20 protein-coding genes, 1 tRNA gene and 1 pseudogene are annotated in these 24,533 nt (G+C 69.4%); 11 read left to right on the forward strand and 11 right to left on the reverse strand.

Annotation, left to right across the window (positions count from 1 at the left end; translation table 11 throughout):
• Window positions 1-127: 127 nt before the first annotated feature.
• Window positions 128-1,219, reverse strand: a complete 1,092-nt coding sequence (ychF, locus tag AC1RL8_RS25125) for a redox-regulated ATPase YchF (RefSeq protein ID WP_062479140.1) — start codon at window positions 1,217-1,219, stop codon at window positions 128-130.
• 262 nt (window positions 1,220-1,481) lie between these two features.
• Here ychF and AC1RL8_RS25130 point away from each other — a divergent pair, with 262 nt between their 5' ends.
• The 6 genes from AC1RL8_RS25130 (at window position 1,482) to rbsD (ending at window position 7,555) form a co-directional block, all read left to right on the forward strand.
• The gene (locus AC1RL8_RS25130; protein ID WP_492686532.1) at window positions 1,482-2,435 is read left to right on the forward strand and encodes a sugar ABC transporter substrate-binding protein; all 954 of its coding nucleotides are present in this window, start codon (window positions 1,482-1,484) and stop codon (window positions 2,433-2,435) included.
• Window positions 2,436-2,496: 61 nt separating this feature from the next.
• The gene (locus AC1RL8_RS25135; RefSeq protein WP_159272894.1) at window positions 2,497-4,095 is read left to right on the forward strand and encodes a sugar ABC transporter ATP-binding protein; all 1,599 of its coding nucleotides are present in this window, start codon (window positions 2,497-2,499) and stop codon (window positions 4,093-4,095) included.
• Between the two features lie 5 nt (window positions 4,096-4,100).
• Window positions 4,101-5,105 (forward strand): ABC transporter permease, encoded by a 1,005-nt coding sequence (locus tag AC1RL8_RS25140; protein ID WP_159272893.1) that lies wholly within the window; start codon window positions 4,101-4,103, stop codon window positions 5,103-5,105.
• 22 nt (window positions 5,106-5,127) lie between these two features.
• Window positions 5,128-6,207, forward strand: a complete 1,080-nt coding sequence (locus AC1RL8_RS25145; protein WP_159272892.1) for a LacI family DNA-binding transcriptional regulator — start codon at window positions 5,128-5,130, stop codon at window positions 6,205-6,207.
• Entirely contained in the window at window positions 6,204-7,163 is a 960-nt protein-coding gene (gene rbsK / locus AC1RL8_RS25150) for a ribokinase (protein ID WP_492686531.1), read from the forward strand. The genes AC1RL8_RS25145 and rbsK overlap by 4 nt, the downstream gene beginning before the upstream one ends.
• Window positions 7,160-7,555, forward strand: a complete 396-nt coding sequence (rbsD, locus tag AC1RL8_RS25155; RefSeq protein ID WP_492686530.1) for a D-ribose pyranase — start codon at window positions 7,160-7,162, stop codon at window positions 7,553-7,555. Before rbsK ends, rbsD begins: the two co-directional genes overlap by 4 nt.
• Window positions 7,556-7,896: 341 nt before the next feature.
• Here rbsD and AC1RL8_RS25160 read toward each other — a convergent pair whose 3' ends face one another.
• Window positions 7,897-8,811 (reverse strand): MOSC domain-containing protein, encoded by a 915-nt coding sequence (locus AC1RL8_RS25160; protein WP_492686529.1) that lies wholly within the window; start codon window positions 8,809-8,811, stop codon window positions 7,897-7,899.
• 57 nt (window positions 8,812-8,868) lie between these two features.
• Here AC1RL8_RS25160 and AC1RL8_RS25165 point away from each other — a divergent pair, with 57 nt between their 5' ends.
• Genes AC1RL8_RS25165 through AC1RL8_RS25175 form a run of 3 tightly spaced genes read left to right on the forward strand, consistent with a single transcriptional unit; the run spans window position 8,869 to window position 12,626 of the window.
• Window positions 8,869-9,996 (forward strand): FAD-dependent monooxygenase, encoded by a 1,128-nt coding sequence (locus AC1RL8_RS25165; RefSeq protein WP_492686528.1) that lies wholly within the window; start codon window positions 8,869-8,871, stop codon window positions 9,994-9,996.
• Between the two features lie 46 nt (window positions 9,997-10,042).
• Window positions 10,043-10,762, forward strand: a complete 720-nt coding sequence (locus tag AC1RL8_RS25170; RefSeq protein WP_070062774.1) for a DsbC family protein — start codon at window positions 10,043-10,045, stop codon at window positions 10,760-10,762.
• A gap of 4 nt (window positions 10,763-10,766) precedes the next feature.
• Window positions 10,767-12,626, forward strand: a complete 1,860-nt coding sequence (locus AC1RL8_RS25175) for a M61 family metallopeptidase (RefSeq protein WP_492686527.1) — start codon at window positions 10,767-10,769, stop codon at window positions 12,624-12,626.
• A gap of 7 nt (window positions 12,627-12,633) precedes the next feature.
• Here AC1RL8_RS25175 and AC1RL8_RS25180 read toward each other — a convergent pair whose 3' ends face one another.
• The gene (locus tag AC1RL8_RS25180; protein ID WP_492686526.1) at window positions 12,634-13,242 is read right to left on the reverse strand and encodes a DUF2325 domain-containing protein; all 609 of its coding nucleotides are present in this window, start codon (window positions 13,240-13,242) and stop codon (window positions 12,634-12,636) included.
• Window positions 13,243-13,375: 133 nt separating this feature from the next.
• On the opposite strand from AC1RL8_RS25180, the gene AC1RL8_RS25185 reads away from it, so the two are divergent.
• Complete coding sequence (locus tag AC1RL8_RS25185) at window positions 13,376-14,155, forward strand: enoyl-CoA hydratase (protein WP_062481985.1); 780 nt, start codon at window positions 13,376-13,378, stop codon at window positions 14,153-14,155.
• Window positions 14,156-14,200: 45 nt separating this feature from the next.
• Here AC1RL8_RS25185 and AC1RL8_RS25190 read toward each other — a convergent pair whose 3' ends face one another.
• Window positions 14,201-15,487 (reverse strand): hypothetical protein, encoded by a 1,287-nt coding sequence (locus AC1RL8_RS25190; protein WP_492686525.1) that lies wholly within the window; start codon window positions 15,485-15,487, stop codon window positions 14,201-14,203.
• Window positions 15,484-16,158 carry a sigma-70 family RNA polymerase sigma factor gene (locus AC1RL8_RS25195; RefSeq protein ID WP_492686524.1) on the reverse strand — a complete coding sequence of 225 codons (675 nt, stop codon included), beginning with the start codon at window positions 16,156-16,158 and terminating at the stop codon, window positions 15,484-15,486. Before AC1RL8_RS25195 ends, AC1RL8_RS25190 begins: the two co-directional genes overlap by 4 nt.
• A 167-nt stretch (window positions 16,159-16,325) precedes the next feature.
• On the opposite strand from AC1RL8_RS25195, the gene AC1RL8_RS25200 reads away from it, so the two are divergent.
• Window positions 16,326-16,402 (forward strand) — tRNA-Met (locus AC1RL8_RS25200).
• Between the two features lie 71 nt (window positions 16,403-16,473).
• Here the strand turns inward: AC1RL8_RS25200 and AC1RL8_RS25205 are convergent.
• The 6 genes and pseudogenes from AC1RL8_RS25205 to dmpG all read right to left on the reverse strand — a co-directional run bounded on the left by AC1RL8_RS25205 (window position 16,474) and on the right by dmpG (window position 24,524).
• A complete protein-coding gene (locus tag AC1RL8_RS25205) occupies window positions 16,474-17,205 on the reverse strand; it encodes a hypothetical protein (protein WP_492686523.1) in 732 nt (243 codons plus the stop codon).
• Window positions 17,206-17,487: 282 nt separating this feature from the next.
• Entirely contained in the window at window positions 17,488-19,182 is a 1,695-nt protein-coding gene (locus tag AC1RL8_RS25210) for an Ig-like domain-containing protein (protein ID WP_492686522.1), read from the reverse strand.
• Window positions 19,183-19,261: 79 nt separating this feature from the next.
• A pseudogene (locus AC1RL8_RS25215) lies at window positions 19,262-22,240 on the reverse strand (Ig-like domain-containing protein); the annotation flags it as partial.
• A 195-nt stretch (window positions 22,241-22,435) separates the two neighbouring features.
• Complete coding sequence (gene thmT, locus AC1RL8_RS25220) at window positions 22,436-22,627, reverse strand: 2-hydroxymuconate tautomerase (RefSeq protein ID WP_062475127.1); 192 nt, start codon at window positions 22,625-22,627, stop codon at window positions 22,436-22,438.
• 38 nt (window positions 22,628-22,665) lie between these two features.
• On the reverse strand, window positions 22,666-23,454 hold the full coding sequence (gene dmpH / locus AC1RL8_RS25225; RefSeq protein ID WP_369645208.1) for a 2-oxo-3-hexenedioate decarboxylase: 789 nt from the start codon (window positions 23,452-23,454) through the stop codon (window positions 22,666-22,668).
• Window positions 23,451-24,524 (reverse strand): 4-hydroxy-2-oxovalerate aldolase, encoded by a 1,074-nt coding sequence (dmpG, locus tag AC1RL8_RS25230; protein ID WP_492686521.1) that lies wholly within the window; start codon window positions 24,522-24,524, stop codon window positions 23,451-23,453. The genes dmpH and dmpG overlap by 4 nt, the downstream gene beginning before the upstream one ends.
• Between the last annotated feature and the right edge of the window lie 9 nt (window positions 24,525-24,533).

Raw genomic sequence — 24,533 nt, forward strand, 5'->3', positions numbered from 1 at the left:
GAGGCAAGCGACAGCGAAGCCCCTTCGTGAAACACCGAGGAACCGGCTTCGCCGGGCCTCAGGTGTTGCCCCCGGTAGGGGGTTGGCGTAGCGACACGAAGTGCGCGCAGCCTGGGGGCGAGCTCAATTACGAGCTGAACAGGAAGTTCATCACGTCGCCATCCTTGACAACGTATTCCTTGCCTTCCGAACGCATCTTCCCCGCGTCCTTCGCGCCTTGCTCGCCCTTGAAGGCGATGTAGTCGTCGAACGCGATGGTCTGGGCGCGGATGTAGCCCTTTTCGAAGTCGCCGTGGATCACGCCGGCGGCCTGCGGGCCGGTGTCGCCGATGTGGATGGTCCAGGCGCGCACTTCCTTCACGCCGGCGGTGAAGTAGGTCTGCAGGCCCAGCAGCTTGAAGGCCGCGCGGATCAGTCGGTTCAGGCCCGGCTCTTCCTGGCCGATTTCGGCCAGGAACATCTTCTTGTCTTCGTCGTCCATCTCGGCCAGGTCGGCTTCGATCTTGGCGCAGATGGCGACCACGGGCGCGCCCTGCTTGGCGGCGTACTCGCGCAGACGGTCCAGGTAGGGGTTGTTCTCGAAACCGTCTTCCGACACGTTGCCGACGAACATCGCGGGCTTGGCGGTGATGAGCGTGAAGCTCTTCACCAGCGGCAGCTCTTCCTTCGTGAACTCGAGCGCGCGCACCGGCGTGTTCTCGTTCAGCGCAGCCTGGCAGCGTTCGAGCAGGCCGACGAGCTTCTGCGCGTCCTTGTCGCCCGAGCGGGCCACCTTGGTGTGACGGTGCAGCGCCTTCTCGACCGTGGCGAGGTCGGCCAGGCACAGTTCGGTCTGGATCACCTCGATGTCGGAGATCGGGTCGACCTTGCCGGCCACGTGGATCACGTTCTCGTCGTCGAAGCAGCGCACCACGTTCACGGTGGCGTCGGTCTCGCGGATGTGCGCCAGGAACTTGTTGCCCAGGCCTTCGCCGGTGCTGGCACCGGCCACCAGGCCGGCGATGTCGACGAACTCGACGATGGCGGGCACCACGCGCTCGGGCTTGACGATCTCGCTCAGCTGGTCGAGCCGCGGATCGGGCACTTCCACCACGCCCACGTTGGGCTCGATGGTGCAGAACGGATAGTTTTCCGCTGCGATGCCGGCCTTGGTCAACGCATTGAAAAGGGTGGATTTACCGACGTTGGGCAGGCCGACGATGCCGCATTGCAAACTCATGGGAGGTCCTCTTGGGTAACCCCCGATTTTAGGCTGACCGGGTTCTCCCCCGGGTCGGGCGCCCTTCCCGCCACGCCGGCGCGCGTTTTCCGACGTGCCCGACCCTGCCCGAAAGCCCTCTGGCAGCGGCTTCGAGGGCTGAAAGGCTCAGGGTTTGACCCGACTGGCAAACGTTTGCGCAAACGTTTCCCTCGATTAACATCGGGGCCCCCGGCACAGACCGGCGTTCCGCTCTGACCCCTCATTTCAGGAGACATCCACCATGAAGTTCACCCGCCGTACCCTGCAAAGCGCTGCCGCATTGACCTTGCTGGGCGCCATCGCCGGAACGCCCGCCTTCGCGCAGGACAAGCCGAAGGTCGCGCTGGTCATGAAGTCGCTGGCCAACGAGTTCTTCCGCACCATGGAAGACGGCGCCAAGGCGCACCAGAAGGCCCACCCCGCGCAGTACACGCTGGTGGCCAACGGCATCAAGGACGAGACCGACACCGCCGCCCAGATCAAGATGGTCGAGCAGATGGTGGCGCAGAAGATCAACGCGCTGGTCATCGCGCCGGCCGATTCGAAGGCGCTGGTGCCGGTGATCAAGGCAGCCATCGACAAGGGCATCCTGGTCGTGAACATCGACAACCGGCTGGACGCCGACGCCCTGAAGGAAAAGGGCATCCAGGTGCCCTTCGTCGGCCCCGACAACCGTGCCGGCGCCAAGCTGGTGGGCGACGCACTCGCCAAGGAGCTGAAGTCGGGCGACAAGGTCGGCATCATCGAAGGCGTGTCGACCACCTTCAATGCGCAGCAGCGCACGCTGGGCTACCAGGACGCCATGAAGGCCGGCGGCATGACCGTGGTCGGCGTGCAGTCGGGCCAGTGGGAAATCGACAAGGGCAACACCGTGGCCGCCGGCATGATGCGCGAGCACCCCGACCTGAAGGCCCTGCTGGCCGGCAACGACAGCATGGCGCTGGGCGCCGTGGCCGCCGTCAAGGCCGCGGGCAAGACCGGCAAGGTGCTGGTGGTGGGCTACGACAACATCGGCGCCATCAAGCCGATGCTGAAGGACGGCCGCGTGCTCGCCACCGCCGACCAGTTCGCCGCCAAGCAGGCCGTGTTCGGCATCGAGACCGCGCTGAAGGCCATCGCCGACAAGAAGAAGCAATCGGAAATGCCGGCCGAAGTGAAGACCGACGTGGTGCTCGTCACCAAGTCCTCCAAGTAAGCCGCTTCGCTCCCCCTAAAAAGAAGAAGACCTCGTTTTGACTGCCGCACCCGACGCCGCCATGAATCCGCCCTTACCCACCGCCGTGCTCGCACTGAGCACGGTCGGCAAGGACTACGCGGCGCCGGTGCTCGACGGGGTTTCTCTTGAACTGCGCGCCGGCGAGGTGCTCGCGCTCACGGGCGAGAACGGCGCGGGCAAGAGCACGCTGTCGAAGATCGTCTGTGGGCTGGTGCAACCCACGCGCGGCGGCATGCTGCTCGATGGCCAGCCCTTCGCGCCGGCCTCGCGCCGCGATGCCGAGCGGCTGGGCGTGCGCATGGTCATGCAGGAACTCGGCCTCGTCACCACGCTGTCGGTGGCCGAGAACCTGCTGCTCGACCGCCTGCCGCACAAGAGCGGCTGGATTCGCCGCGCCACGCTGCACGAGCTGGCCGAGCGCCAGCTCGCCAAGATCGGCCTGGACGGCATCGACCCGGCCACGCCGGTGGCGCGGCTGGGCATCGGCCAGCAGCAGATGGTGGAGATTGCGCGCAACCTGCAGGACGACACGCGCGTGCTGGTGCTCGACGAGCCCACCGCCATGCTCACGCCGCGCGAAACCGCGCACCTCTTCGAGCAGATCGAACTGCTGAAGCTGCGCGGCGTGGCGATCGTCTACGTGTCGCACCGCCTCGAAGAGCTGCAGCGCATCGCCGACCGCGTGGCGGTGCTGCGCGACGGCAAGCTGGTCGATGTGCGCGCCATGGCCGGCGTGCGCGAATCCGAACTGGTGCAGCGCATGGTCGGGCGTGCGGTGCACGAGCACGAAGGCCGCGCGCGCCGCGTGGCGGGCCCGGTGCTGCTGAGCGCGCGCGGCATCGGCCGGGCGCAGGTGGTGCGCGACGTCGATCTCGAACTGCGCGCGGGCGAAGTCATGGGCCTGGCCGGGCTGGTCGGCTCGGGCCGCACCGAACTCGTGCGGCTGCTGTTCGGCGCCGACCGCGCCGACCGCGGCGAGGTCGTGCTGCACGACGGCACGCCCGCCGCACAACCCGTGCGGCATGCGCGCAAGGGCTGGCGCTCGCCGATGCAAGCCATTCGCGCGGGCATCGGCCTCGTGACCGAAGACCGCAAGTCGCAGGGCCTGCTGCTCACGCAGCCGATCCGCGTCAACGCCACGCTGAGCGACCTCGGCGCGATCTCGCATGCCGGCTGGCTGCGCCGCGCCAAGGAGCGGCAGATTGCGCGCCGGCTGGTGGAGCTGCTGCGCATCCGCTCGCGCAGCATCGAACAACCCGTGTCCACGCTCAGCGGCGGCAACCAGCAGAAGGTGGTGTTCGCGCGCTGGCTGCACCGCGAATGCAAGGTGCTGCTGCTGGACGAACCCACGCGCGGCGTGGACGTGGGCGCGCGCGCCGACCTGTACGCCGAACTGGACCGCATGACCGACGCCGGCAAGGCGCTCCTGATGGTGTCCAGCGACCTGCGCGAGCTGATGGCCATGTGCGACCGCATCGGCGTGATGAGCGCCGGCCGGCTGGTCGCGGTGTTCGAGCGCGGCGAATGGAGCGAACAGTCGCTGCTCGCCGCCGCCTTCAGCGACGCCACGGGCCGCGTGCCCGGTTCCCCGGCGGATTCCGCCCCTTCCGCATCCGCCCCGACTTCCGCCGACGCCTGACGACCATGAACGCAGCCTCTCCCTCTTCTCCTGCTTCCGCCGCCACCGGCAAGCCGCCGTCCGCGCTCAAGGGCCAGCTCGGCACCTACCTGGGCCTCACGGTCGTGCTGCTGGGCATGATCGCGCTCTTCGGCTCGATGAGCGAATACTTCCTCACGCGCGAAACCTTCATCTCCATCGCCAACGAGATCCCGGCGCTGGCCGTGATGGCGGTGGGCATGACCTTCGTGCTGATCATCGCGGGCATCGACCTGTCGGTGGGCTCGGTGCTCGCGCTGAGCGCGGCCGTCACGGCCGCCGCCATCCTCGAATGGAAGCTCTCGGTGCCGCTGGCCGCCCTGCTGGGCCTGGCCACCGGCCTCATCTGCGGCACGGTGACGGGCGCGGTGTCGGTCGCCTGGCGGCTGCCGAGCTTCATCGTCTCGCTGGGCATGCTCGAAGCCGTGCGCGGCGGCGCCTACCTGGTCACCGACTCGCGCACGCAGTACGTGGGCGACGCCATCTCGGGCCTGGCCGCGCCGTGGATCGGCGGCATCTCGGCCGCCTTCGTGCTCGCCGTGGCGCTGGTGGCCGTGGGGCAGCTGGTGCTCACGCGCTCCGTGTTCGGCCGCCATGTCGTGGGCATCGGCACCAACGAGGAAGCCATGCGCCTGGCGGGCATCGACCCGCGGCCGATCCGCATCATCGTGTTCGCCGTGACCGGCCTCTTGGCCGGGCTCGCGGGCCTGATGCAGTCGGCCCGCCTCGAAGCGGCCGACCCGAACGCGGGCGTGGGCATCGAGCTGCAGGTGATCGCGGCCGTGGTCATCGGCGGCACCAGCCTCATGGGCGGGCGCGGCTCGGTGGTCAACACCTTCTTCGGCGTGCTGATCATCGCGGTGCTCGAGGCCGGCCTGGCGCAGGTGGGCGCGAGCGAACCGAGCAAGCGCATCATCACGGGCGCGGTGATCGTGGTGGCCGTCATCATCGACACCCTGCGCCAGCGCCGGGCCGATCGTCGACTGGCCTGAGCCTCAAGGAACCCACACAACCATGGCCACCATCAAGGACGTCGCACTCCAGGCGGGCGTTTCCGTCACCACCGTGTCGCACGTCGTCAACGACACGCGCCACGTGAGCGCCAAGGTGCGCGAGCGCGTCGAGCTGGCGATCCGCGAACTGGGCTACGTGCCCAACGCAATGGCGCGCAGCCTCAAGAGCAACACCACCTCGACGCTGGGCATGCTGATTCCCAACAGCTCGAACCCCTACTTCGCCGAGATCGTGCGCATCGTGGAAGACCGCTGCTTCGGCGCCGGCTACACGCTGGTGCTGTGCAACACCGACGACGAGCCCCGGCGCCAGAGCGTGTACCTGCAGGTGCTGGCCGAGCGCCGCATCGACGGGCTCATCGTGGTGTCGACCGGCGCCGACGAAGACGACTCGCTCGCCACCCAGCTACGCGGCCTGCGCATTCCCACCGTGCTGGTCGACCGCGAGATCGCCGACCCGGCCTGCGACCTGGTGGAAACCGCCCACATGCAGGGCGGCCTGCTCGCCGTGCGGCACCTGCTGTCGCTGGGCCACAAGCGCATCGCCTGCATCGGCGGTCCGCTGGGCGTCACATCGAGCGAGCAGCGCATCGAAGGCTGGCGCATGGCGCTGGCGGAGACCGGCTCGGCGCCGAACGCCGACGCGCTGCTGTGGCGCGGCGGCTTCACCAGCCAGGGCGGCTACGAGGCGATGCACGCCATCCTGCGCACCGAGCAGAAGCCTTCGGCCGTGTTCGTATGCAACGACCTGATGGCCATCGGCGCGCTGCGCGCCGCGCATGAAAGCGGCGTGCGCGTGCCCGACGAACTGTCCATCGTGGGCTTCGACGACATCGAACTGTCGGCCTACACCAGCCCGCCGCTCACCACCGTGGCCCAGCCCAAGGAGCGCATCGGCGCGCTGGCGGTCGACATGCTGCTGGAGCGCATGGGCGGCAAGCGCCGCGACGCGCGCAAGGTCGTGCTGCAGCCCGAGCTGCGCGTGCGCGCCTCGACCGCGCGCCACGCGGGCTTTCGCGAAACCGGCGTGACGCCCGCCGCCTCCCCCACCGCCACATCTTCCAAGTCCCGCACCTCGTGAGCCTTCAGCCTCTTTCTTCCTCCACGCCACCGCGCATCGTGGTGCTCGGCAGCCTGAACATGGACATCGTGCTGCGCGTGCCGCACGCGCCGGCCGCGGGCGAAACCCTGCTGGGCCGCTCGATCGACGCCATTCCCGGTGGCAAGGGCGCCAACCAGGCCGTGAGCTGCGCGCGCCAAGGCGCGCAGGTGCAGATGATCGGCTGCGTGGGCGACGACGCGCATGGCGCGGCACTGCGCGATGCGCTCGCGCGCGACGGCATCGACACCGCCGCGCTGCGCACCGTGCCGGGCGAGCCGACCGGCACGGCGCTGATCCTCGTGGAAGACAGCGGCCAGAACCGCATCGTGATGATTCCCGGCGCCAACGCGCGCGTCACCATCGACGAGGCCTCGCTGAGGCAGCAGGTGCAGGGCGCGGCCTTCCTCGTCGCGCAGTTCGAAACCCCGATGGACCAGGTGACACGCGCCATCAACGCCGCGCACGACGCGGGCTGCGCGGTGATGCTCAACCCCTCGCCGGTGCAAGCCATCGCCGAGGCACTCTGGCCCCGCATCGACACGCTGGTGGTCAACGAGATCGAGGCGCAGACCCTGTCGGGCCAGAACGCCGACAGCCCCGAAGAAGCCGCGCAGGCCGGCCAGGCGCTGCGCGCGCGCGGCATCGCCCGCGTGGTCGTGACGCTGGGTTCGCGCGGCGCCGTGGCGGTCGACACCGACGGCGCGCGCCACCATCCCGCGCCGAAGGTGCAGGCGGTCGACACCACCGCCGCCGGCGACACCTTCCTGGGCGCGCTCGCCGTGGCGCTGGGCGAAGGCCAATCTTTCGACGAGGCCGTGCGCCTGGGCATCCGCGCCGCCGCGCTGTGCATCCAGCAGCCCGGCGCCCAACCCTCCATCCCGCTGCGCGACGCCGTGCTGCGCAGCCCCCTGCCCCCCGACTGGATCACGCTGTGAAACGCTCTCCCCTGCTGCACGCCGAACTCTCCCACGTGATCGCCTCGATGGGCCACGGCGACATGCTGGTGATCGGCGACGCCGGTCTGCCGATTCCCGACGGCCCGCGCCGCATCGACCTGGCCGTGGCGCGCGGCGTGCCGGGGATCACCGATGTGCTGAAGGCGGTGCTGTCCGAGATGCAGGTCGAAGCCATCGTGGTGGCCGACGAAGCGCTGCAAGGCGATGCGAAGGCGCTGCCGGGTTGGTACCCGCAGTCGCTGGGCATCGCGCCGCAGACGGTGTCGCATGAAGAACTCAAGCGCCGCAGCGCGAAGGCCCGCGCCATCGTGCGCACGGGCGAATGCACGCCCTACGCGAACATCATCCTGATCGCCGGCGTGAAGTTCTGAGGCTCTGAGCGACTGCCCACGGTCTGTCTGGGGGTCAGATCGGGCATTGTTCAGGGCGCGCCCCCGCCGACGGGGCACCTTGCTCCGCGAATGTCCTCCGGCCTGCGGCCTCCCCCTTGATTTCGCTGCGCAAGGCACCCCATCAGCGTGATCGTTGTTCGCAGCAGTCGTTGATCGCCCGCAACGCAGAGCGTGCCCTCGTGCGCAGGGCATCGGGTGCTCCCCGCAGCGAAATCAAGGAGGAGGCCGCAGGCCGGGGGACATTCGCGGAGGGGAGTACCCGGTGTCCTGTGCACGCCCCCCGAGTTGACCGCACGCCGCTCAGGCGCGCGCCATGCCCTTCACTCGAAGCGGTAGTTCGCGCCGACGGACTGCCCCACCTTCAGCATGTGCTCCACGCCCTGCACCACGATGCAGTTCATGCCGAAGGTGATGCCGCCGTCCACGCGCGCGTCGGCGCGGTAGGTGCGCAGCATGTCGCCGACCTCGGGGCTGCTGAGGGCGGTGGCCGGGTCGATGTCGGGAATGGGGCAGCGCGTGCAGGGCTTGACCGGGCGCAGCTCGGCCTCGCCCTCGCCGGTGGTGACGTGCAGCGCGTCGGCCCGGTCTTCGTCGTGCGACTCGATGCCGGCCAGCACGATGTTCGGGCGGAAGCGCTCGATGCCGACCGGGCCGTGGCCGGCCGCTGCCAGGCGCTCGTTGAGTTCGGCGATCGAGCCCTCGCTGGCCACCAGCAGCGGAAAGCCGTCGGCGAACTGGTTCAGCGCCTCGACGCCGTCGGTCCACTTCAGGCTCGACAGGCGCTGGTGCTCGGGGTCGAAGCGCACCAGGCGCAGCGTCTGCGGCTTGCCGGGCTCCGAAAGAAAGTCGCTGAACCACTGGGCGGCGATGTCGCCCATGTCGTAGGCCGCCACCTCGTCCTTCCACACGCGCACGCGCACCGGCTGCTCGACGCGGTCGAAGGCCAGGTGCAGCGCCAGCATGCCGGGCGCGCGCAGCACGACCTCGGTGTGCTTCATCTGCGGCTGGATGAGCGCCATGCGCGGCAGCTGCCGCTGGGTGACGAACTCGCCCTGCGCATCGACCACCATCCAGGCCCGGTCGAACTCCAGGCCGGTTTCGGTGAGCAGCATCTCGTCGAGCTCGACGCCGGCGCACGACTTGACGGGGTACACGAACAGGCGGGCGATGGTGGCCTGGAGATCGAAAGCGGGCGGCTGCGACACGGTGGGGGTTCCTTTGAAATCGCTGGCCATTCTCCCGCATGAACGGGTATCGGCGCCCGCGCGCGAGGCAACTCCTACAATCATCCGATGGCCCTTTCTCCCGAAGTTTGTATCCGCGGCGCCGGCATCGTCGGCCGCACGCTGGCGCTGCTGCTGGCGCGCGAACGCGTGCGTGTCGCGCTCGTGGTGCCGCCAGCGCCTGCGGGCAAGGAAGACATCCGGGCGTACGCACTCAACGCGGCGTCCCGCACCATGCTCGAATCGCTGCGCGCCTGGCCCGACACGGCCCATGCCACGCCGGTGCACGAGATGCAGGTGCACGGCGACGACGGCGGCCGCGTGCAGTTCAGCGCCGCGCGCCAGAAGGTCGAGGCGCTGGCCTGGATCGTCGACGTGCCCGCGCTCGAACAGCAGCTGGCCGACGCGGTGCGCTTCCAGCCCCTGATCGACGTGGTGACCGAGCCCGTGGCCGCGCCGCTCACGGTGGTGTGCGAAGGCAAGGCCAGCGCCTCGCGCGCGGCACTGGGCGTGAGCTACGAGGTCACGCGCTACCCGCAGCACGCCATTGCCGCGCGGCTCGAGGCCGCGCACACGCACGACGGCATCGCGCGCCAGTGGTTCAACGACCGCGGCGAGGTGTTCGCCCTGCTGCCGCTGGGCGGCGTGCACGGCAAGACGCTGGCGCTGGTGTGGTCGGTCGACCAGCTGCGCGTGCCCGAGCTGGTCGCGCAAGGCGCCGAAGAATTCAATGCCGCCGTGAGTGAGGCCAGCCACGGCGAGCTGGGCTCGCTGCGGCTCACGAGCGAACGCGCCGTGTGGCCGCTGTCGCGCGCCATCGCCGACCGCTGGTCCGGCGCGATGCCCGGCCAGCCCACCCAATCGTGGGTGCTCGCGGGCGACGCCGCCCACACGGTGCATCCGCTGGCGGGCCAGGGCCTGAACCTCGGCCTGGCCGACGCGGCCGCGCTGGCCGACGTGATCCGCACCCGCGACTACTGGCGCAGCGTGGGCGACGCCCGCCTGCTGCGCCGCTACGAACGCGCCCGCCGCGCCGACGTGCTGCAGATGAGCCTGGCCACCGACGGATTGCAGCAACTTTTCTCGCACAACCTGGGTCCATTGCCTGCGTTGCGCAACTGGGGCATGCGCGGTTTCGATCGCACGCGCTTCGTGAAGCACTGGATCACCGCACAAGCCATGGGCCTGAAGGCCTGACGCCCCGCGCCCACCAGCCCTCCACCTTTTTCCCGAAACCTTCCCGATGACCTTCGTCCGCCACCTTCTCGTCGCCGCCTGCGCGCTGCTCACGCTCTCCACCGCCGGCGCGGGCGAGGCCGAAATCCGCAAGAACCTGCCGACGCACATCCCGCAGCTGCCGCCCATCGAGGAAGTCACCAAGACGCCCGTGCCGGGCCTGTACGAAGTGCGCGTCAACGGCAGCCAGATCCTGTACACCGACGAGCAAGGCGGCTACCTGCTGCAGGGCAGCCTGATCGACGCCAAGACCCGGCGCAACCTCACCGAGGAGCGCGTCGAGAAGCTCACCGCCGTCGCCTTCGACAAGCTGCCGCTGAAAGACGCGATCAAGATCGTGCGCGGCAACGGCAAGCGCAAGGTCGCGGTCTTCGAAGACCCGAACTGCGGCTACTGCAAGCGCTTCGAGAAGGACATGAAGAAGGTCGACAACGTGACCGTCTACATGTTCCTGTACCCCGTGCTCGGCCCGGATTCGACCGCCAAGTCGCGCGACATCTGGTGCAGCAAGGACCCGGGCAAGGCCTGGGCCGACTGGATGGAAGGCAACGTCAAGCCCGCCGCCGCCGCCACCAGCTGCAACGTGACGGCGCTGGAACGCAACGTGGAGTTCGGCCGCAAGTACAACATCACCGGCACACCCACGCTGATCTTCACCGACGGCAGCCGCGTCCCGGGCGCGATCCCCGCCGAACAGGTCGAGAAGCAGCTCGCCGCTGCCAACTGATCCGATGGCGACGACCTCCGCTTCCCGGCGCGCAGCCGCGGCTGCAACCGCCACGCCCGCTGTGCATTGCCGCGTCGAGTGCGCCGACCTGCATGCGCGCCTGTTCGCCGTCACGCTGACCATCGCCGCGCCCGCCGCGCAGCAGCGCGTGGCGCTGCCGGTGTGGATTCCGGGCAGCTACCTCGTGCGCGAGTTCGCCAAGAACCTGCAGGGCCTGCGCGCCACGCAGGGCCGCCGCAAGCCGGTGCTGACGCAGCTCGACAAGTGCAGCTGGCAGATCGATTGCGTGCCAGGCCAGCCGCTGGTGCTGCACTACCAGGTGTGCGCCTACGACAACTCGGTGCGCACCGCCTGGCTCGACGCCACGCGCGGCTTCTTCAACGGCACCAGCGTGTGCCTGCGCGTCGAAGGCCAGACCGAGGCGCCGCACGCGCTGGAGATCGTGCCGCCCGCGCTGCCGGCCGACGCCGCGCGCTGGTCGTGCGCCACCGCGCTCGTGCCGACGAAGGCCGACAAGCACGGCTTCGGCAGCTACCGCGCCGCCGGCTACGACGAACTGGCCGACAGCCCGGTCGAGATGGGCGCCTTCTGGAGCGCCGAGTTCGACGCCTGCGGCGTGCCGCACCGCTTCGTGATCGCGGGCGCCGCGGCCTCGTTCGACGGCGAGCGCCTCATTGCCGACACCAAGGCCATCTGCGAAGCCGAGATCCGCTTCTGGCACGGCGACAAGGCCGGCAAGCGGGGCGGCCCGAAGCTGCCGATCGACCGCTACGTGTTCATGCTCAATGCGGTGGACGACGGCTACGGCGGGCTCGAGCACCGCCACTCCACCGCGCTCATCTGCAACCGCCGCGACCTGCCGCTGCGCGGCGAAAAGAAGAAGCAGCCCGAGGGCTACACCACGCTGCTGGGCCTCATCAGCCACGAGTACTTCCACACCTGGAACGTCAAGCGCATGCGCCCGGCGGAGTTCGCGAGCTACGACTACAGCCGCGAGAACTACACGCAGCTGCTGTGGTTCTTCGAGGGCTTCACGAGCTACTACGACGACCTGCTGCTGCGCCGCGCCGGCCGCATCGACGACGCGGCGTACCTGCGCCTGCTCAACAAGACCATCAACCAAGTGCTGCAGACGCCCGGCCGGCTGGTGCAGCCGGTGGCCGACGCTAGCTTCGACGCCTGGGTCAAGTACTACCGCCAGGACGAGCAGACGCCCAACAGCACCGTCAGCTACTACACCAAGGGTGCGCTGGTGGCGCTGTGCTTCGACCTCACGCTGCGCCAGGAAGGCAAGGGCACGCTCGACGACGTGATGCGCCACCTCTGGACGCACAGTAACGGCGGCCCGATCAGCGAAGCCGACATTGCCGCCGCGCTCGAAGCCGTGGGCGGACGCTCGTACGCCCCCGAGCTCGCGCGCTGGGTGCATTCGACCGACGAACTCCCGCTGGCCGACCTGCTGCGCGCGCACGGCGTGGCCACGCTCGACGACCCCTCGCAACCCGCGCAGGCGCTCGGCTTGCGCGTGGCCGAAACCGGCGGCAGCGTGCAGATCAAGGTGGTGCTGCGCGGCGGCGCCGCCGAAAAGGCCGGTTTCTCGGCCAACGACGAATGGCTTGGCATCGAATTGCCGGCCGTCGGTGGTCGCGGCAAGGGCACGTCGCAACCCGCGCAGGCCTGGCGCCTCACCAAGCTCGACGACCTGGCGCTGTACCTTGGCGATGCCACCAAATGCACCGCCCTCGTCGCGCGCGACCGCCGGCTGCTGCGCCTGCCGCTCACGCTGCCGACGGGCTCGACCACGTGGCGGCTGTTCTCGCACGACGCGGCCAAGATCTCGGCCTGGCTCGCAGCCAAGCCGTAATTTCCTTTCAGGCCGGGTGATCGACGGCCGCCGCCAGCGGCGGCCGCACGAACAGCATCGGCTGCGGCTCGCCCACCAGCACGCAGGGCTTGCCGGTGCGGCGGCAATGGTCCTGCACGCGCCAGTAGGCGCCGTGGCTCACGCAGCCGGTCTGGCAGATCACGAGGTCGGCGGCACGCAGGCCCGCCTCGAGCGCCGCGGGGTCGTCGGCCTCGTCGCCGCCGTCGTGGTGCAGGTAATGGCCGCCGGCAATCTCCACGAGCTGGCGCGCCAGCGAAGGCGCCTCTTGCGCCGCTTCCGAACGGCCCACGCACAGCACCGACTTGGCCCGCAGGTCGGCCGGCACCTGCGACCCCGGCGGCAAGGCATGGTGACGCCGGCCGCCCGGCGCCAGCAGCGCATTCAGGCGCTGGGGCAAGGCGCTGCCCTTGGCCGCGCGCGCCGCCAGTTCCTCGCGCACGATGGCAATCGCCGAGTCGCGCGCCACCAGTGCGCCGCGCAACCGCACGATCTGCGCCTCGAGTCGCTCGACCCGGGCGGCCTGCTCCACCAGCAGGCGCGAGCAACGCTCCTGCACCCGGGCATAGGCCCGCAGCAACACGGCATGTTCTTGCATCGGGAAGTCCATGGCGGCCATTTTAGATGAGAACAATTCTCAAATGAAACACCCGCGCGTCAGCGAGCCCGAAGCCCGGCTGGGTATAGTGGGACGCGTTTTTTTCCCCACCTCCCCCGGAGACAGCGACACCATGAGCTACGAAAACATCGACGTGCGGACCGAAGCAGGCAAGGTCGGCATCATCACCCTCAATCGCCCCAAGGCCCTCAATGCGCTGAACGACGCGCTGATGACCGAACTGGGCCAGGCGCTCAAGGCCTTCGACGCCGACGACGCCATCGGCTGCATCATCCTCACGGGCAGCGAGCGCGCCTTCGCGGCCGGCGCCGACATCGCGGCGATGGCCAAGTACAGCTTCATCGACACCTACAAGGGCGACTACATCACGCGCAACTGGGAAACCATCCGCTCGATCCGCAAGCCCGTCATCGCGGCCGTGAGCGGCTTCGCGCTGGGCGGCGGCTGCGAACTCGCGATGATGTGCGACTTCATCATCGCGGCCGACAACGCCAAGTTCGGCCAGCCCGAGATCAAGATCGGCGTGATCCCCGGTGCCGGCGGCACGCAGCGCCTGCCGCGCGCGGTGGGCAAGAGCAAGGCCATGGACATGGCGCTCACTGCCCGCATGATGGACGCCGCCGAAGCCGAGCGCGCGGGCCTCGTGAGCCGCGTGGTGCCATTCGAGAAGCTGGCCGACGAAGCGCTGGGCGCCGCGCTGATCATCGCGGGCTTCTCGCAGATCGCCGTGATGGCGGCCAAGGAATCGGTCAACCGCGCCTTCGAGAGCGGCCTGAGCGACGGCGTGATGTTCGAACGCCGCCTGTTCCACGCGCTGTTCGCCACGCAGGACCAGAAGGAAGGCATGGACGCCTTCCTGGCCAAGCGCCAGCCGGACTTCAAGAACGCCTGATCAGGCTGATCGTCGCGGGCCCGGCGACCGCAGCAGCGGTTGCCGTCAGCGGGCTCGCGACAACGCCGTGCGCAGCGCCTCGAGAGCCTGCGCCGGCGGCGTGCCGATGGATGCGGGGCCGCCCGGCTGCGGCGTCCACCGCACCTGGTCGCCCGCGATCTCGAGCACGGCCAGCAACGCGCCGTCGCGCCGCAGTTCGATGCGCGCCTCGACCGGCACACCCCATTCCCCGCCCGCCACGGTGGCCGCGCGCGCCACGGTGTTCACCAGTGCTGCGAGGCCTTCGGTGTCGCCGCGCATCTGGCGCGTGGTGGTGCCGGCGCGCGTGATGTCGAGGGTGGTCCAGCGGTCCAGGGCCGTGAAGCCGCCGCTCACCACGGCTTCGGTGGCTGCGCGCGGTGCCGCCTTGGCGGCGGCCGACGGAGCCGGCGCGGCTTGCACGGGAGCGGCGCGGCGCTGCATGCCGGCGACGTTCGCGCTGGCACCGCCTTGCGCAGCGAGCGACGACGCCGTGTCTGCGGACTCGCGCTGCATCGGCGCTGGCGCTGCTGGCGCTGCTGGCGCTGCTGGCGCTACGGCCGGCGCCGGCGGTGCGGCTGCGTAGGGCATCGGACTCTGGCCGACATCGGCCATGGGCGGCGCGGCCGGCATGGGCGCAGATGCGATGGCCGGCGCAGCAGGCGCAGGCACGGGCGCCGGGGCTTGCGCCATCGGGGCCGCGGGCGCCGCCTTTTCCATCGCCCGCGCTTCGTCCTTCTGGACCGACACCGCAGCAGCAGGGGCTTCGCGCCGACGCGACGCTTCACGCGTTGTTTCCTGTACGTCGCGCTGCTTCAGGGTTTCTTTCGCATCGCGCGCCGCTTCGCTGCGCTGCGCAGCGGGCGGTGTCATGTCCGCCGTTGCGGCCGGTTCAGCGGCTGGCGCAGGTGCTGCGGCTACCGCCGGTGCTTCGGCCGATTGCGCAGGCGCAGGCGGTGCCGACGCCGGCGCGGGCGCCCCGGCCACTTGCGCCTCGCCATCGAGCCGCGCGTCGGGCACCGGCTCGCGATGCCACAGCACGGTGACGAAGGTCGCCACGAGCACGGTCGCGAAGGCCGCGTTCCACGGCATGCGCGAACGCGGACTGCCGCCGCCGAGCAAGCGTCGCCACCACGGCGCGGCCTGCACCGCAGGGCCGGCCGCCGGCGCGGAAGCCGCGGCGAGGTTGTGCGCCATCTTCAGGATCGCCTCGCGCGTGTGGGCCGCGGGCACGGCGTCGCGATCGGGCGCGTGGTCCAGCGCGCGACGCAGCCGCGCGTCGTGCAGGTCGTGGTCGTCCATGCCGGTGCTCATGCGCGCTGCTCCAGCACCGACAGGTAGCGTTCCATGCAGCCGCGCAGCTTCTGCAGCCCGTAGCGCAGGCGGCTGCGCACGGTCTCGAAGCCGATCTCCAGCTTGGCCGCGAGCGCGTCGACGGTGAGGCCGTCTTCATGGTGCAAGAGAAAAGCCGCGCGCTGCTCGGCCGGCAGTTCGTCGAGACAAGCCAGCAGCCGACGCCCGGCGGCACGCCAGAACGCCAGCTCTTCGGCCGACGGGTGCGCCGACAAGTCGGTGGCCCCGTGCACGCCGCGGTCGAGCGCGGGCACCGCGTCGCCGTCGTCGTCGGTCGCGTGGCCATCGAGCGTCACCTCGCGCCCACTCACGCGCAGGCGGTCCATCGCGAGGTTGTGCGCGATGGTGAAGGCCCAGGTGCGCCAGGTGGCGCCCTGCGGCGAGAAGCTGTCGCGCGCCGAGATGATCCGCACCCAGGTGTCCTGGAACACCTCGTCGGCCTGCGCGGCCAGCCGCGCGCCGAGCAGGCGCTTGACGAAGCGGAACAGGCCGCCTTCGTGGCGCGCATAGAGCACGTCGAAGGCGGCGGCGTCGCCGTGGGCGTAGGCCAGCATCAACTGATCGTCGGGCATGGCGTCGCGCTCGGTGGCGGTGCGGGCAGCAGCAGAAGGGGCGCGTGGCAGCGCAGACATCGCAGGATTGTCACCCGAGCTTGTACGGCCCATGGAGGCGATCGGGGTTAAGTCGCGATGCGATCCGACGCATTCGATTGCAGAAAAATCGACCTGAAAACGCCGGGAGTTGAACTGGGCCCAAAGCCTGGGCTATAATTTTGGGCTCGGTGCTGAATTGCACTGACGGCTCTTTAGCTCAGTCGGTTAGAGCGATGGAATCATAATCCACAGGTCCGCGGTTCGAGTCCGTGAAGAGCCACCAACACAGCCTCCCCGCCTCGGCGGAATGGCTCAAAAAGCCCTAAGTTTTCAACGACTTAGGGCTTTTTTCGTTCAGGCGTCCGATGCCGTCTCGCCCACCCGCACCCGGTCCAGCCGGAACGCCTCGGGCTCGCAGTGCACCAGGCGCCAGCCGTGGGCGCCGTGCAGTTGCAGCTCGTCCATCACGTCCGTCAGCGTGCCGATGAGTTCGTTGCCCCAGAACCTGCGCGCGCCGCGCACGGGGTTGAGCATCTGCCGCAGCCGCGGAATCGACAGCACGCGCTCGGCGTTGAAGAAGAACTCCAGCGCGAGGTCGAAGGTGACCGGGTCGACGCGCTGCGTGCGGCCCGCGAAGCTCACGCTGCGGTCCATCGGCTGGAAGCTGTAGGCGCCCCACACGAGCGGCGTTGGCATCGCGCACGCCAGGCCGCGCGTCCGGAGCGACAGCAGGATGGTGCGGTAGAAATCGTCGAACGCCGGTGCCGCCGCGGGCGGGCGCCCCCGCAGGTGCCGCGTGGGCGCGGGCGCCTCCTGCGCCAGTGGAACGATCTTCGTCCCCATCAACGACAGCACGTCCGGCGCCTCCTCGCTCGCCGCCTCGGGCACGTCGGCCAGGAACAGCAGGTTCAGGCGGTCGCCCAGCGTCGCCAGTTCGTCGATGCTGGTGAAGACCAGCGGCGCCACGCCCAGCGCGCGCAGCACGCGCCGCGCGTACTCGCGCTCGCGCAGCGCATGGCCGAGCACGCCGATGCGGCGGGCGGGGCGCGCCAGGGGCTCCGAGGGTGCGGCGAAGAAGCGGCTCATGCGGGTGCCCCTTCACAGTCCGCTGCGGCAACAACATGCACGAGGCAATGCGTTCGGGGGCTCGGGCCGCGGTTCGCGACCCCGGTGATCAGGACCGGCATGGGTGCTCGAAATTCTCAAAAGAATGAATGAAGCCGCGTCCGCTGCGCCCGCGCTTCATGCCGCATGCGATGCGGCACAAGGCAGCGGGCCCACTGAGGCAACCCGGCGCTCACCCATCCTAGGAAGGCCCGCACGGCCCGTACATAGGACTGTTCCGAAAAACCCCGCCTTTCGCGCCCCTCAGAGCACCTTTGCGCCGCGCAGCCAGTCCAGCAGCATGGCGGAGTCGGCGCGCATGCGCAGGTCGGCCACGTCGTCTGCTGCCGCGTCGATGCTCGGCGCGGTCGGCGGCACGGTGTCCACGGTGAAGTTGAACGGCTTGGTCGGCTCGCTCACGTTGCCCGCCAGGTCGGTGGCGACGGCGGTGATGGCGTGCGCGCCTTCACCCAGGCCGGCCGTGGGCGTGACGCTCCACGTGCCGTCGGCCTTGACCACGGTCTCGCCCAGCAGGGTCGAACCGTCGTACACCTTCACGGTGCTGCCGGCCTTGCCCGTGCCCTGGATTTCAGGGCGGGTGTCGTCAGTGGTTCCGTTGAGCGCGATGCTGCCCTTGTTGGTGCCCTGGTCGTCCAGCAGCGTGTCGATCGACACCGTCACGCCCGAGTTGTCGACCACGATGTTCAGGGGCGCGCCCTGTCCGCTGCTGTTGCCCGCCGGGTCCACCACCTCGGTGGTGAGCGCGTGCGGCCCGTTCGCCAGCGGCGCGTTCGGCGTGAAGCTCCAGTCGCCGTTGCCATCGACCGGCGCGCTGCCCAGCAGCGTGCCGTTGTCGTAGACCTTCACGGTCGCGCCCGGCTCGGCCTTGCCGTTGAAGGTGGGCTTGGTGTCGTCGGTGGTGTCGCCATTGGCGAGCGGACCCGTCTTGGCACCCACGTCGTCCAGCACCTCGAGGCCCGTCACCGGACCCGGAGGCGCGGTGTCGACCACGAAGTTCCAGATGCCGGTGGCGTCGCTGGTCTGGCCCACGGAGTTCGTGGCCGTCGCGGTGATGTCGTGCGGGCCGTCGGCCAGCGCCGTCTCGGGCGTGTAGCTCCACTTGCCGTTGGCGTCGGCCACGGTCTGGCCCAGCAGGGTCGTGCCGTCGTAGACCTTGATGGTGTTGCCGGCCTGCGCCGTGCCGATGATGGTCGGCTTCGCGTCGTCGGTGACTTCGCCCTTTTGCAGCATGTGCACCACGCCCACGTCGTCCTGCACGTTCTGGATCACGGGCACGCTTGGCGGCACGCTGTCCAGGGTCACGGTGTAGGGCGCGCTCGGTGCGGTCGCGTTGCCTGCGGGGTCCACTTCGATGGCGGTGAACTCGTTGCTGCCTTCCAGCAGCGGCGTGGTCACTGGCAGCGTCCACTTGCCATTGGCCTCCACGATCGTGCGGCCCAGCTCGCGGCTGCCCGTGCTGTCCTTGACCATCACGATGATGGTGTCGCCGGCCGTGCCGGTGCCGCTGATGACCGGGCGGCTGTCGTCCGTCGTCGCGCCCGAGGTCACGTTGCCCGTGATGCCGCCCACGTCGTCTTCCACGCCCGTGATGGCCAGCTTGCTGGCATCCGGCGGCGTGTAGTCGGTGTTCACCACGAACTCGGCCGAAGGCGCGCTCGTGTTGCCCGCCTTGTCGGCGGCGGTGGCGGTGAACTTGTGTTCGCCTTCTGCCAGCGGTGTGGTCGGCGTGAGGCTCCACTGGCCGTTGGCGTCGACCCTGGCCTCGCCCAACCAGGTCCCGTTGTCGTACACGGTCACGAGGCTGCCGGCTTCGGCCTTGCCCCAGACCGTGGGAGAGGGATCGTCGGTCGTCGATCCGTGATTCACTGAACCCTGCACGGCACCCACGTCGTCGGTCACCCCGCCGATGCTCGGCGAGAAGGGTGCCACGGTGTCCACCGTGAAGTGGAGGCACGCTGTCCAGGATCACGGTGTAGGGCGCGCTCGGCGCGGTCGCATTGCCCGCCGGATCGATTTCGATCGCGGTGAACTCGTTGCGACCTTCCAGCAGCGGCGTGGTCACTTGCAGCGTCCACTTGCCGTCGGCGCCCACGACCGTTCCGCCCAGCTTGTGGGTGCCCGTGCTGTCCTTGACCATCACGACGATGGCGTCGCCGGCCGTGCCGGTACCGCTGATGACCGGACGGCTGTCGTCGGTGGTGGCACCCGAGGCCACGTTGCCCGTGATGCCGCCCACGTCGTCTTCCACGCCGGTGATGGCCAGCTTGCTGGCGTCCGGCGGCGAGTAGTCGGTGGTCACCACGAACTCGGCCGAAGGCGCGCTCGTGTTACCCGCCTTGTCGGTGGCGGTGACGGTGAACTTGTGTTCGCCCTCAGCCAGCGGCGAGGTCGGCGTGTACACCCAGTTGCCGCTGGCGTCGGCCACGACCTTGCCCAGCTCCACGGAGCCGTCCTTGATGATCACGGTGCCGCCCGCTTCGGCCTTGCCCGACAGCGTGGGCGACGGGTCGTCCGTCACACCGCCGTTGACCAATGCACCTTGCTTGGACCCCACGTCGTCCGTGACCGACTCGATGCTCGGTGCGGTCGGCGCGACGGTGTCCACAGTGAAGTTGAACGCAGCCGTCGGCTCGCTCGTGTTGCCGGCCTTGTCGGTAGCCGTGGCGGTGATGGCGTGCGCGCCTTCACCCAGGTCGGCCGTGGGCGTGACGCTCCACGTGCCGTCGGCCTTGACCTTGCCCGGCGGCGTGGCGTCGACCACGAAGTTCCAGATGCCGGTGGCGTCGCTGGTCTGGCCCACGGGGTTGGTGGCCGTGGCGGTGATGTTGTGCGTGCCGTCGGCCAGGTCGGCTTCGGGCGTGATGCTCCACTTGCCGTTGGCGTCGGCCACGGTCTGGCCCAGCAGCTTCGTGCCGTCGTAGACCTTGATGGTGTTGCCCGCTTGCGCGGTGCCGATGATGGTCGGCCGCGCGTCGTCGGTGACCTGGCCCTTCTGCAGCATGCCCTGGTGCGGGCCCACGTCGTCCTGCACGTTCTGGATCACGGGCACGCTCGGCGGCACGCTGTCCAGGATCACGGTGTAGGGCGCGGTGGGCGCGGTGTGGTTGCCCGTGGGGTCCATCTCGATGGCGGTGAACTCGTTCTTGCCTTGCAGGAGCGGCGTGCTCACCTGCAGCGTCCACTTGCCGTCGGCCTCCACGATCGCGCGGCCGAGCTCGCGGCTGCCCGTGCTGTCCTTGACGGTCACGATGATGGTGTCGCCGGCCGTGCCGGTGCCGCTGAGCAGCGGACGGCTGTCGTCGGTCTTGCCGCCCGAGGCCACGTTGCCCGTGACTTCGCCCACGTCGTCGGCCACGCCCGTGATGGCCAGCTTGCTGGCATCGGGCGGGGTCACGTCGATCTCGAAATCGAAGGGGTCGGAGGGCTTGCTCTCGTTGCCGGCCGGGTCGCGCGCGATGACGGTGATGGAGTGGTCGCCCTCCTTCAGGTCGGTCGACGGCGTGAAGGTCCAGGCACCGTTCTCGTCCACGTCGGTGGTGCCGATCACGGTGTCACCGTCCTTGATGACGATGGTGTCGCCCGGCGTGCCTTCGCCATGGAACTCGGGCTGGCGGTCGTCGGTGACGCCACCCGGGGTGATGGGGCCCTGGTACTCGCCCATGTTGTCGTTGGCGCCGCCCACCTGGGGCTGCGCGGGCGGGGTGATGTCGACGACGAAATCGAACGGGTCGGAGGGCTCGCTCTCGTTGCCCGCGGGGTCGCGCTCGACGATGGTGATGGAGTGCTCGCCCTCGCTCAGGTCGGTCGGCGGCGTGAAGGTCCACACGCCGTCCCCGTTCACTTCGACGCGGCCGATTTCCTTGCCGTGGTCCTGCACGATGATGGTGTCGCCCGGGGTGCCCTGGCCGTTGAACTCGGGACGCTGGTCGTCCGTCGCGCCGCCCGGGGGCACGCGGCCCTTGATGGGGCCCACGTCGTCGATGACGGCGCCGGGGCCTTCGCTGCTGCCGCCGTCCCACTCGGGCTTGGGCGGCGGGGTGGTGTCGACGGCGAACTCGAACGGGTCCGAAGGCTCGCCTTCACGGCCGGCTGGATCGCTCTCGGTGATGGTGATGGAATGGTTGCCCTCGCTCAGGTCCTTCGGTGGCGTGAAGTGCCACGCGCCGTTGCCGTCCACAAGGGTCTTGCCGATTTCTTTGCCGTTGTCGTACATGGTGATGGTATTGCCGGGTGTGCCGGTTCCGAAAAAATCAGGTCGCGTGTCGTCGGTCTGGCCGCCGGGTTGGATCTGGCCCTTGATGGGGCCGACGTCGTCGTAGGCACCGCCGATGCCGTCGAAGCCGGGCTTGCCGGGAGGACGCACGTCGGGCGGGGGCATCACGGGCGGAAGGCTGGGCGCGGTATCGCCGTCGCTGCCGCTGGCCGCGGCAATCGCGCCGAGGCCGAGCGCAGCCAGGCCGCCGGTTATCAGCAGGGGCAGCATGCCGCCGAAGGCGTCGTTGCCGGCCGCTTCGGTGCCGGCCAGGTACGGCGCACCCGCGCCGTACGAATCGCCGCCCAGCGCCACGGGCGCCGACTGGCCTTCGGCCAGCGCGTAGATGTCGCCCGCGCCATCGGTGCGCGCGTAGGCATACAACTGGCCGTCTTCGGCCACGCCGTACAGGCCCACGGGTTCGGACTGCGCGTAGTAGCCCTCGAGCACCAGGCCCGGGCTCGTCTCGCCTTCGAGCGTGATCTGCAGGTCGTTGCCCACGCGCGTGAGCGTCACGTTCTCGGGCGCGAAACCGTCGTCGCCCTTGAGCAGGTACTTCGCGCCCTTCTGGACCTTGATGCGGACCGGCGCCTTGCCGTTCGTTGCCGCTTCCACCGTGTGATCGATGTTCCTGCCGTTGCTGTTGACGACGACCTTCGTCTTCTTCGTTGCCATGTGATTCCTAGTGCTTGCTGAATGAAAAACGGGACCGCAGCGGCACGCGCACGCGCGGCGCCAGCTCATACGGTTTGTTGACCGATGACTTTAGGAAGACGGTCCCGTTCCATCCATCGGACGAGTCCGAAAGCGGGTGCGGCAGACATAGGCACAGGGCGAAACTGTGAACAAAGCCCCCAGGAGTTCGTACAAAGCACAAGGCCCTCGCGAGTCAGCGACTCGCAAGGGCCTTGAAGAAGACAGCGCCGCAGCGCGAAGCGGTCAGCGTCCGAGGTCTTTGGCGGACACGCCGCCGATGCCCCAGTTTTCCTTGGGCATGTCGTGCAGCCACACGCGCACGTTCTCCTTCGGTGCGTCGACGGCCTCGACGATGGCGCGGGTCACTTTCTCGATCAGCGCGCGCTTCTGTTCTTCGGTGCGGCCTTCGATGAGGTAGATCTGTGCAAAGGGCATCGTGTACTCCTGTTCGGTTCTTCAGTGCTTGATGCAGGTCAGACGAAGCGCAGGCCCACGCTGCCCATGCCCTGCACCTTCAGCGTGACGGCATCGCCCGCCTGCACGGCCACGGCCTCGGTGATGCCGCCCGACAGGATCAGCGTGCCCGCCGGAATCTCCTCGCCGCGCGCGCCCAGGTGGTTGGCCAGCATCGCAATGGCCGCGGCCGGGTGGCCGAGCACGGCGGCGCCCGCGCCGAAGGCCACGGGCTGGCCGTTCTTCTCGAGCACGATGCCCACGGTGCGCAGGTCGACCTCGCTCGCGGGCACGGCGCGACCGCCCACCACGAAGCGCGAGGCCGAGGTGTTGTCGGCCACCACGCTCTTCAGGTCGAACTTGAAGTCGCGGTAGCGGCTGTCGATCACCTCGATGCCCGGCAACACGAAGTCGGTGGCCGCGAGCACGGCGCCGATGTGGCAGCCGGGGCCGCTGAGTGCACGCTTGGTGACGAACGCGATCTCGGGCTCGACCTTCGGATGGATGAGCTCGCTCACCTTGCACTCGCCGCCTTCGGGCAGCGCGTAGTTGTCGGCCATGAAGCCGAAGACCGGCGTGGTCACGCCCATCTGCTTCATCTTGGCGTGCGAGGTGAGCCCGGCCTTCAGCCCGATGATGCGGTGGCCGCGCGCGAGCTTGCGGCGGCGGATCTCGTTCTGGATGGCGTAGGCATCGTCCCAGTCCATCTCGGGATGTTCGTCGGTGATCTTAGGCGTGTCGCGCGCCTCGAGCTCGCAGGTCTCCAGGTGCTCGGCGAGCGCGGCGATGGTGTCTTGGCTGAGCTTCATGCCGCCACTCCTTCCTGTTGTTGCAGCGCCGCCTGGCGTGCGCGGGCCAGCGTGATCGCCGTGTCTTCGATCATGTCTTCCTGCCCGCCGACCATGCCGCGCCGGCCCAGCTCCACCAGGATCTCGCGCGCCGGCACGCCGTATTTCTTCTCGGCGCGCTTGGCGAACAGCAGGAAGCTCGAATACACGCCCGCGTAGCCCAGCGTGAGCGAGTCGCGGTCGACGCGGATCATGTGGTCCATGATCGGCACCACGCGGTCCTCGGCCACGTCCTGGATGCGGAACACATCGACGCCGGTCTCGATGCCCATGCGGTCGCACACCGCCACGAACACCTCCATCGGCGTGTTGCCCGCGCCCGCGCCCAGGCCTGCGGCAGCGGCGTCGATGCGGTTGGCGCCGGCCGCAACGGCCGCGACCGAATTGGCCACGCCCATCGCGAGGTTGTGGTGGCCGTGAAAGCCCAGCTCGGTGTCGGCCTTAAGCGCCGCGCGCACGGTGCCGATGCGCGCCGTGACGTCGTCCGGCAGCATGTGGCCCGCCGAGTCGGTCACGTAGATGCAGTTGGCGCCGTAGCCTTCCATGAGCAATGCCTGGCGCACCAGCGTCTCGGGCGAGGCCATGTGAGCCATCATGAGAAAGCCCACCGTGTCCATGCCGAGCCGGCGTGCCATGGTGATGTGCTGCTCGGACACGTCGGCCTCGGTGCAGTGCGTGGCCACGCGCACGGTGTGCACGCCCAGGCCGTGCGCCATGCGCAGGTGGTCCACGGTGCCGATGCCGGGAATCAGCAGCGCCGACACCTTGGCCCGCTTCATGAGCGGGATCACGGCGCCCAGATACGCCTCGTCGGAATGCGCGGGAAAGCCGTAGTTGACCGAGCTGCCGCCCAGGCCGTCGCCGTGCGTCACCTCGATCAGCGGCACGCCCGCTTCGTCGAGCCCGCTGGCGATGTGCGTCATCTGTTCGAGCGTCATCAGGTGGCGCTTGGGGTGCATGCCGTCGCGCAGCGTCATGTCGTGCAGGGTGACGCGGCGGCCCTTCAGATTCGTGTTCGTCGTGGTGGTCATGGGTGTGCT

It is taken from the genome of Variovorax sp. GW822-FHT04E09, assembly GCF_058800845.1.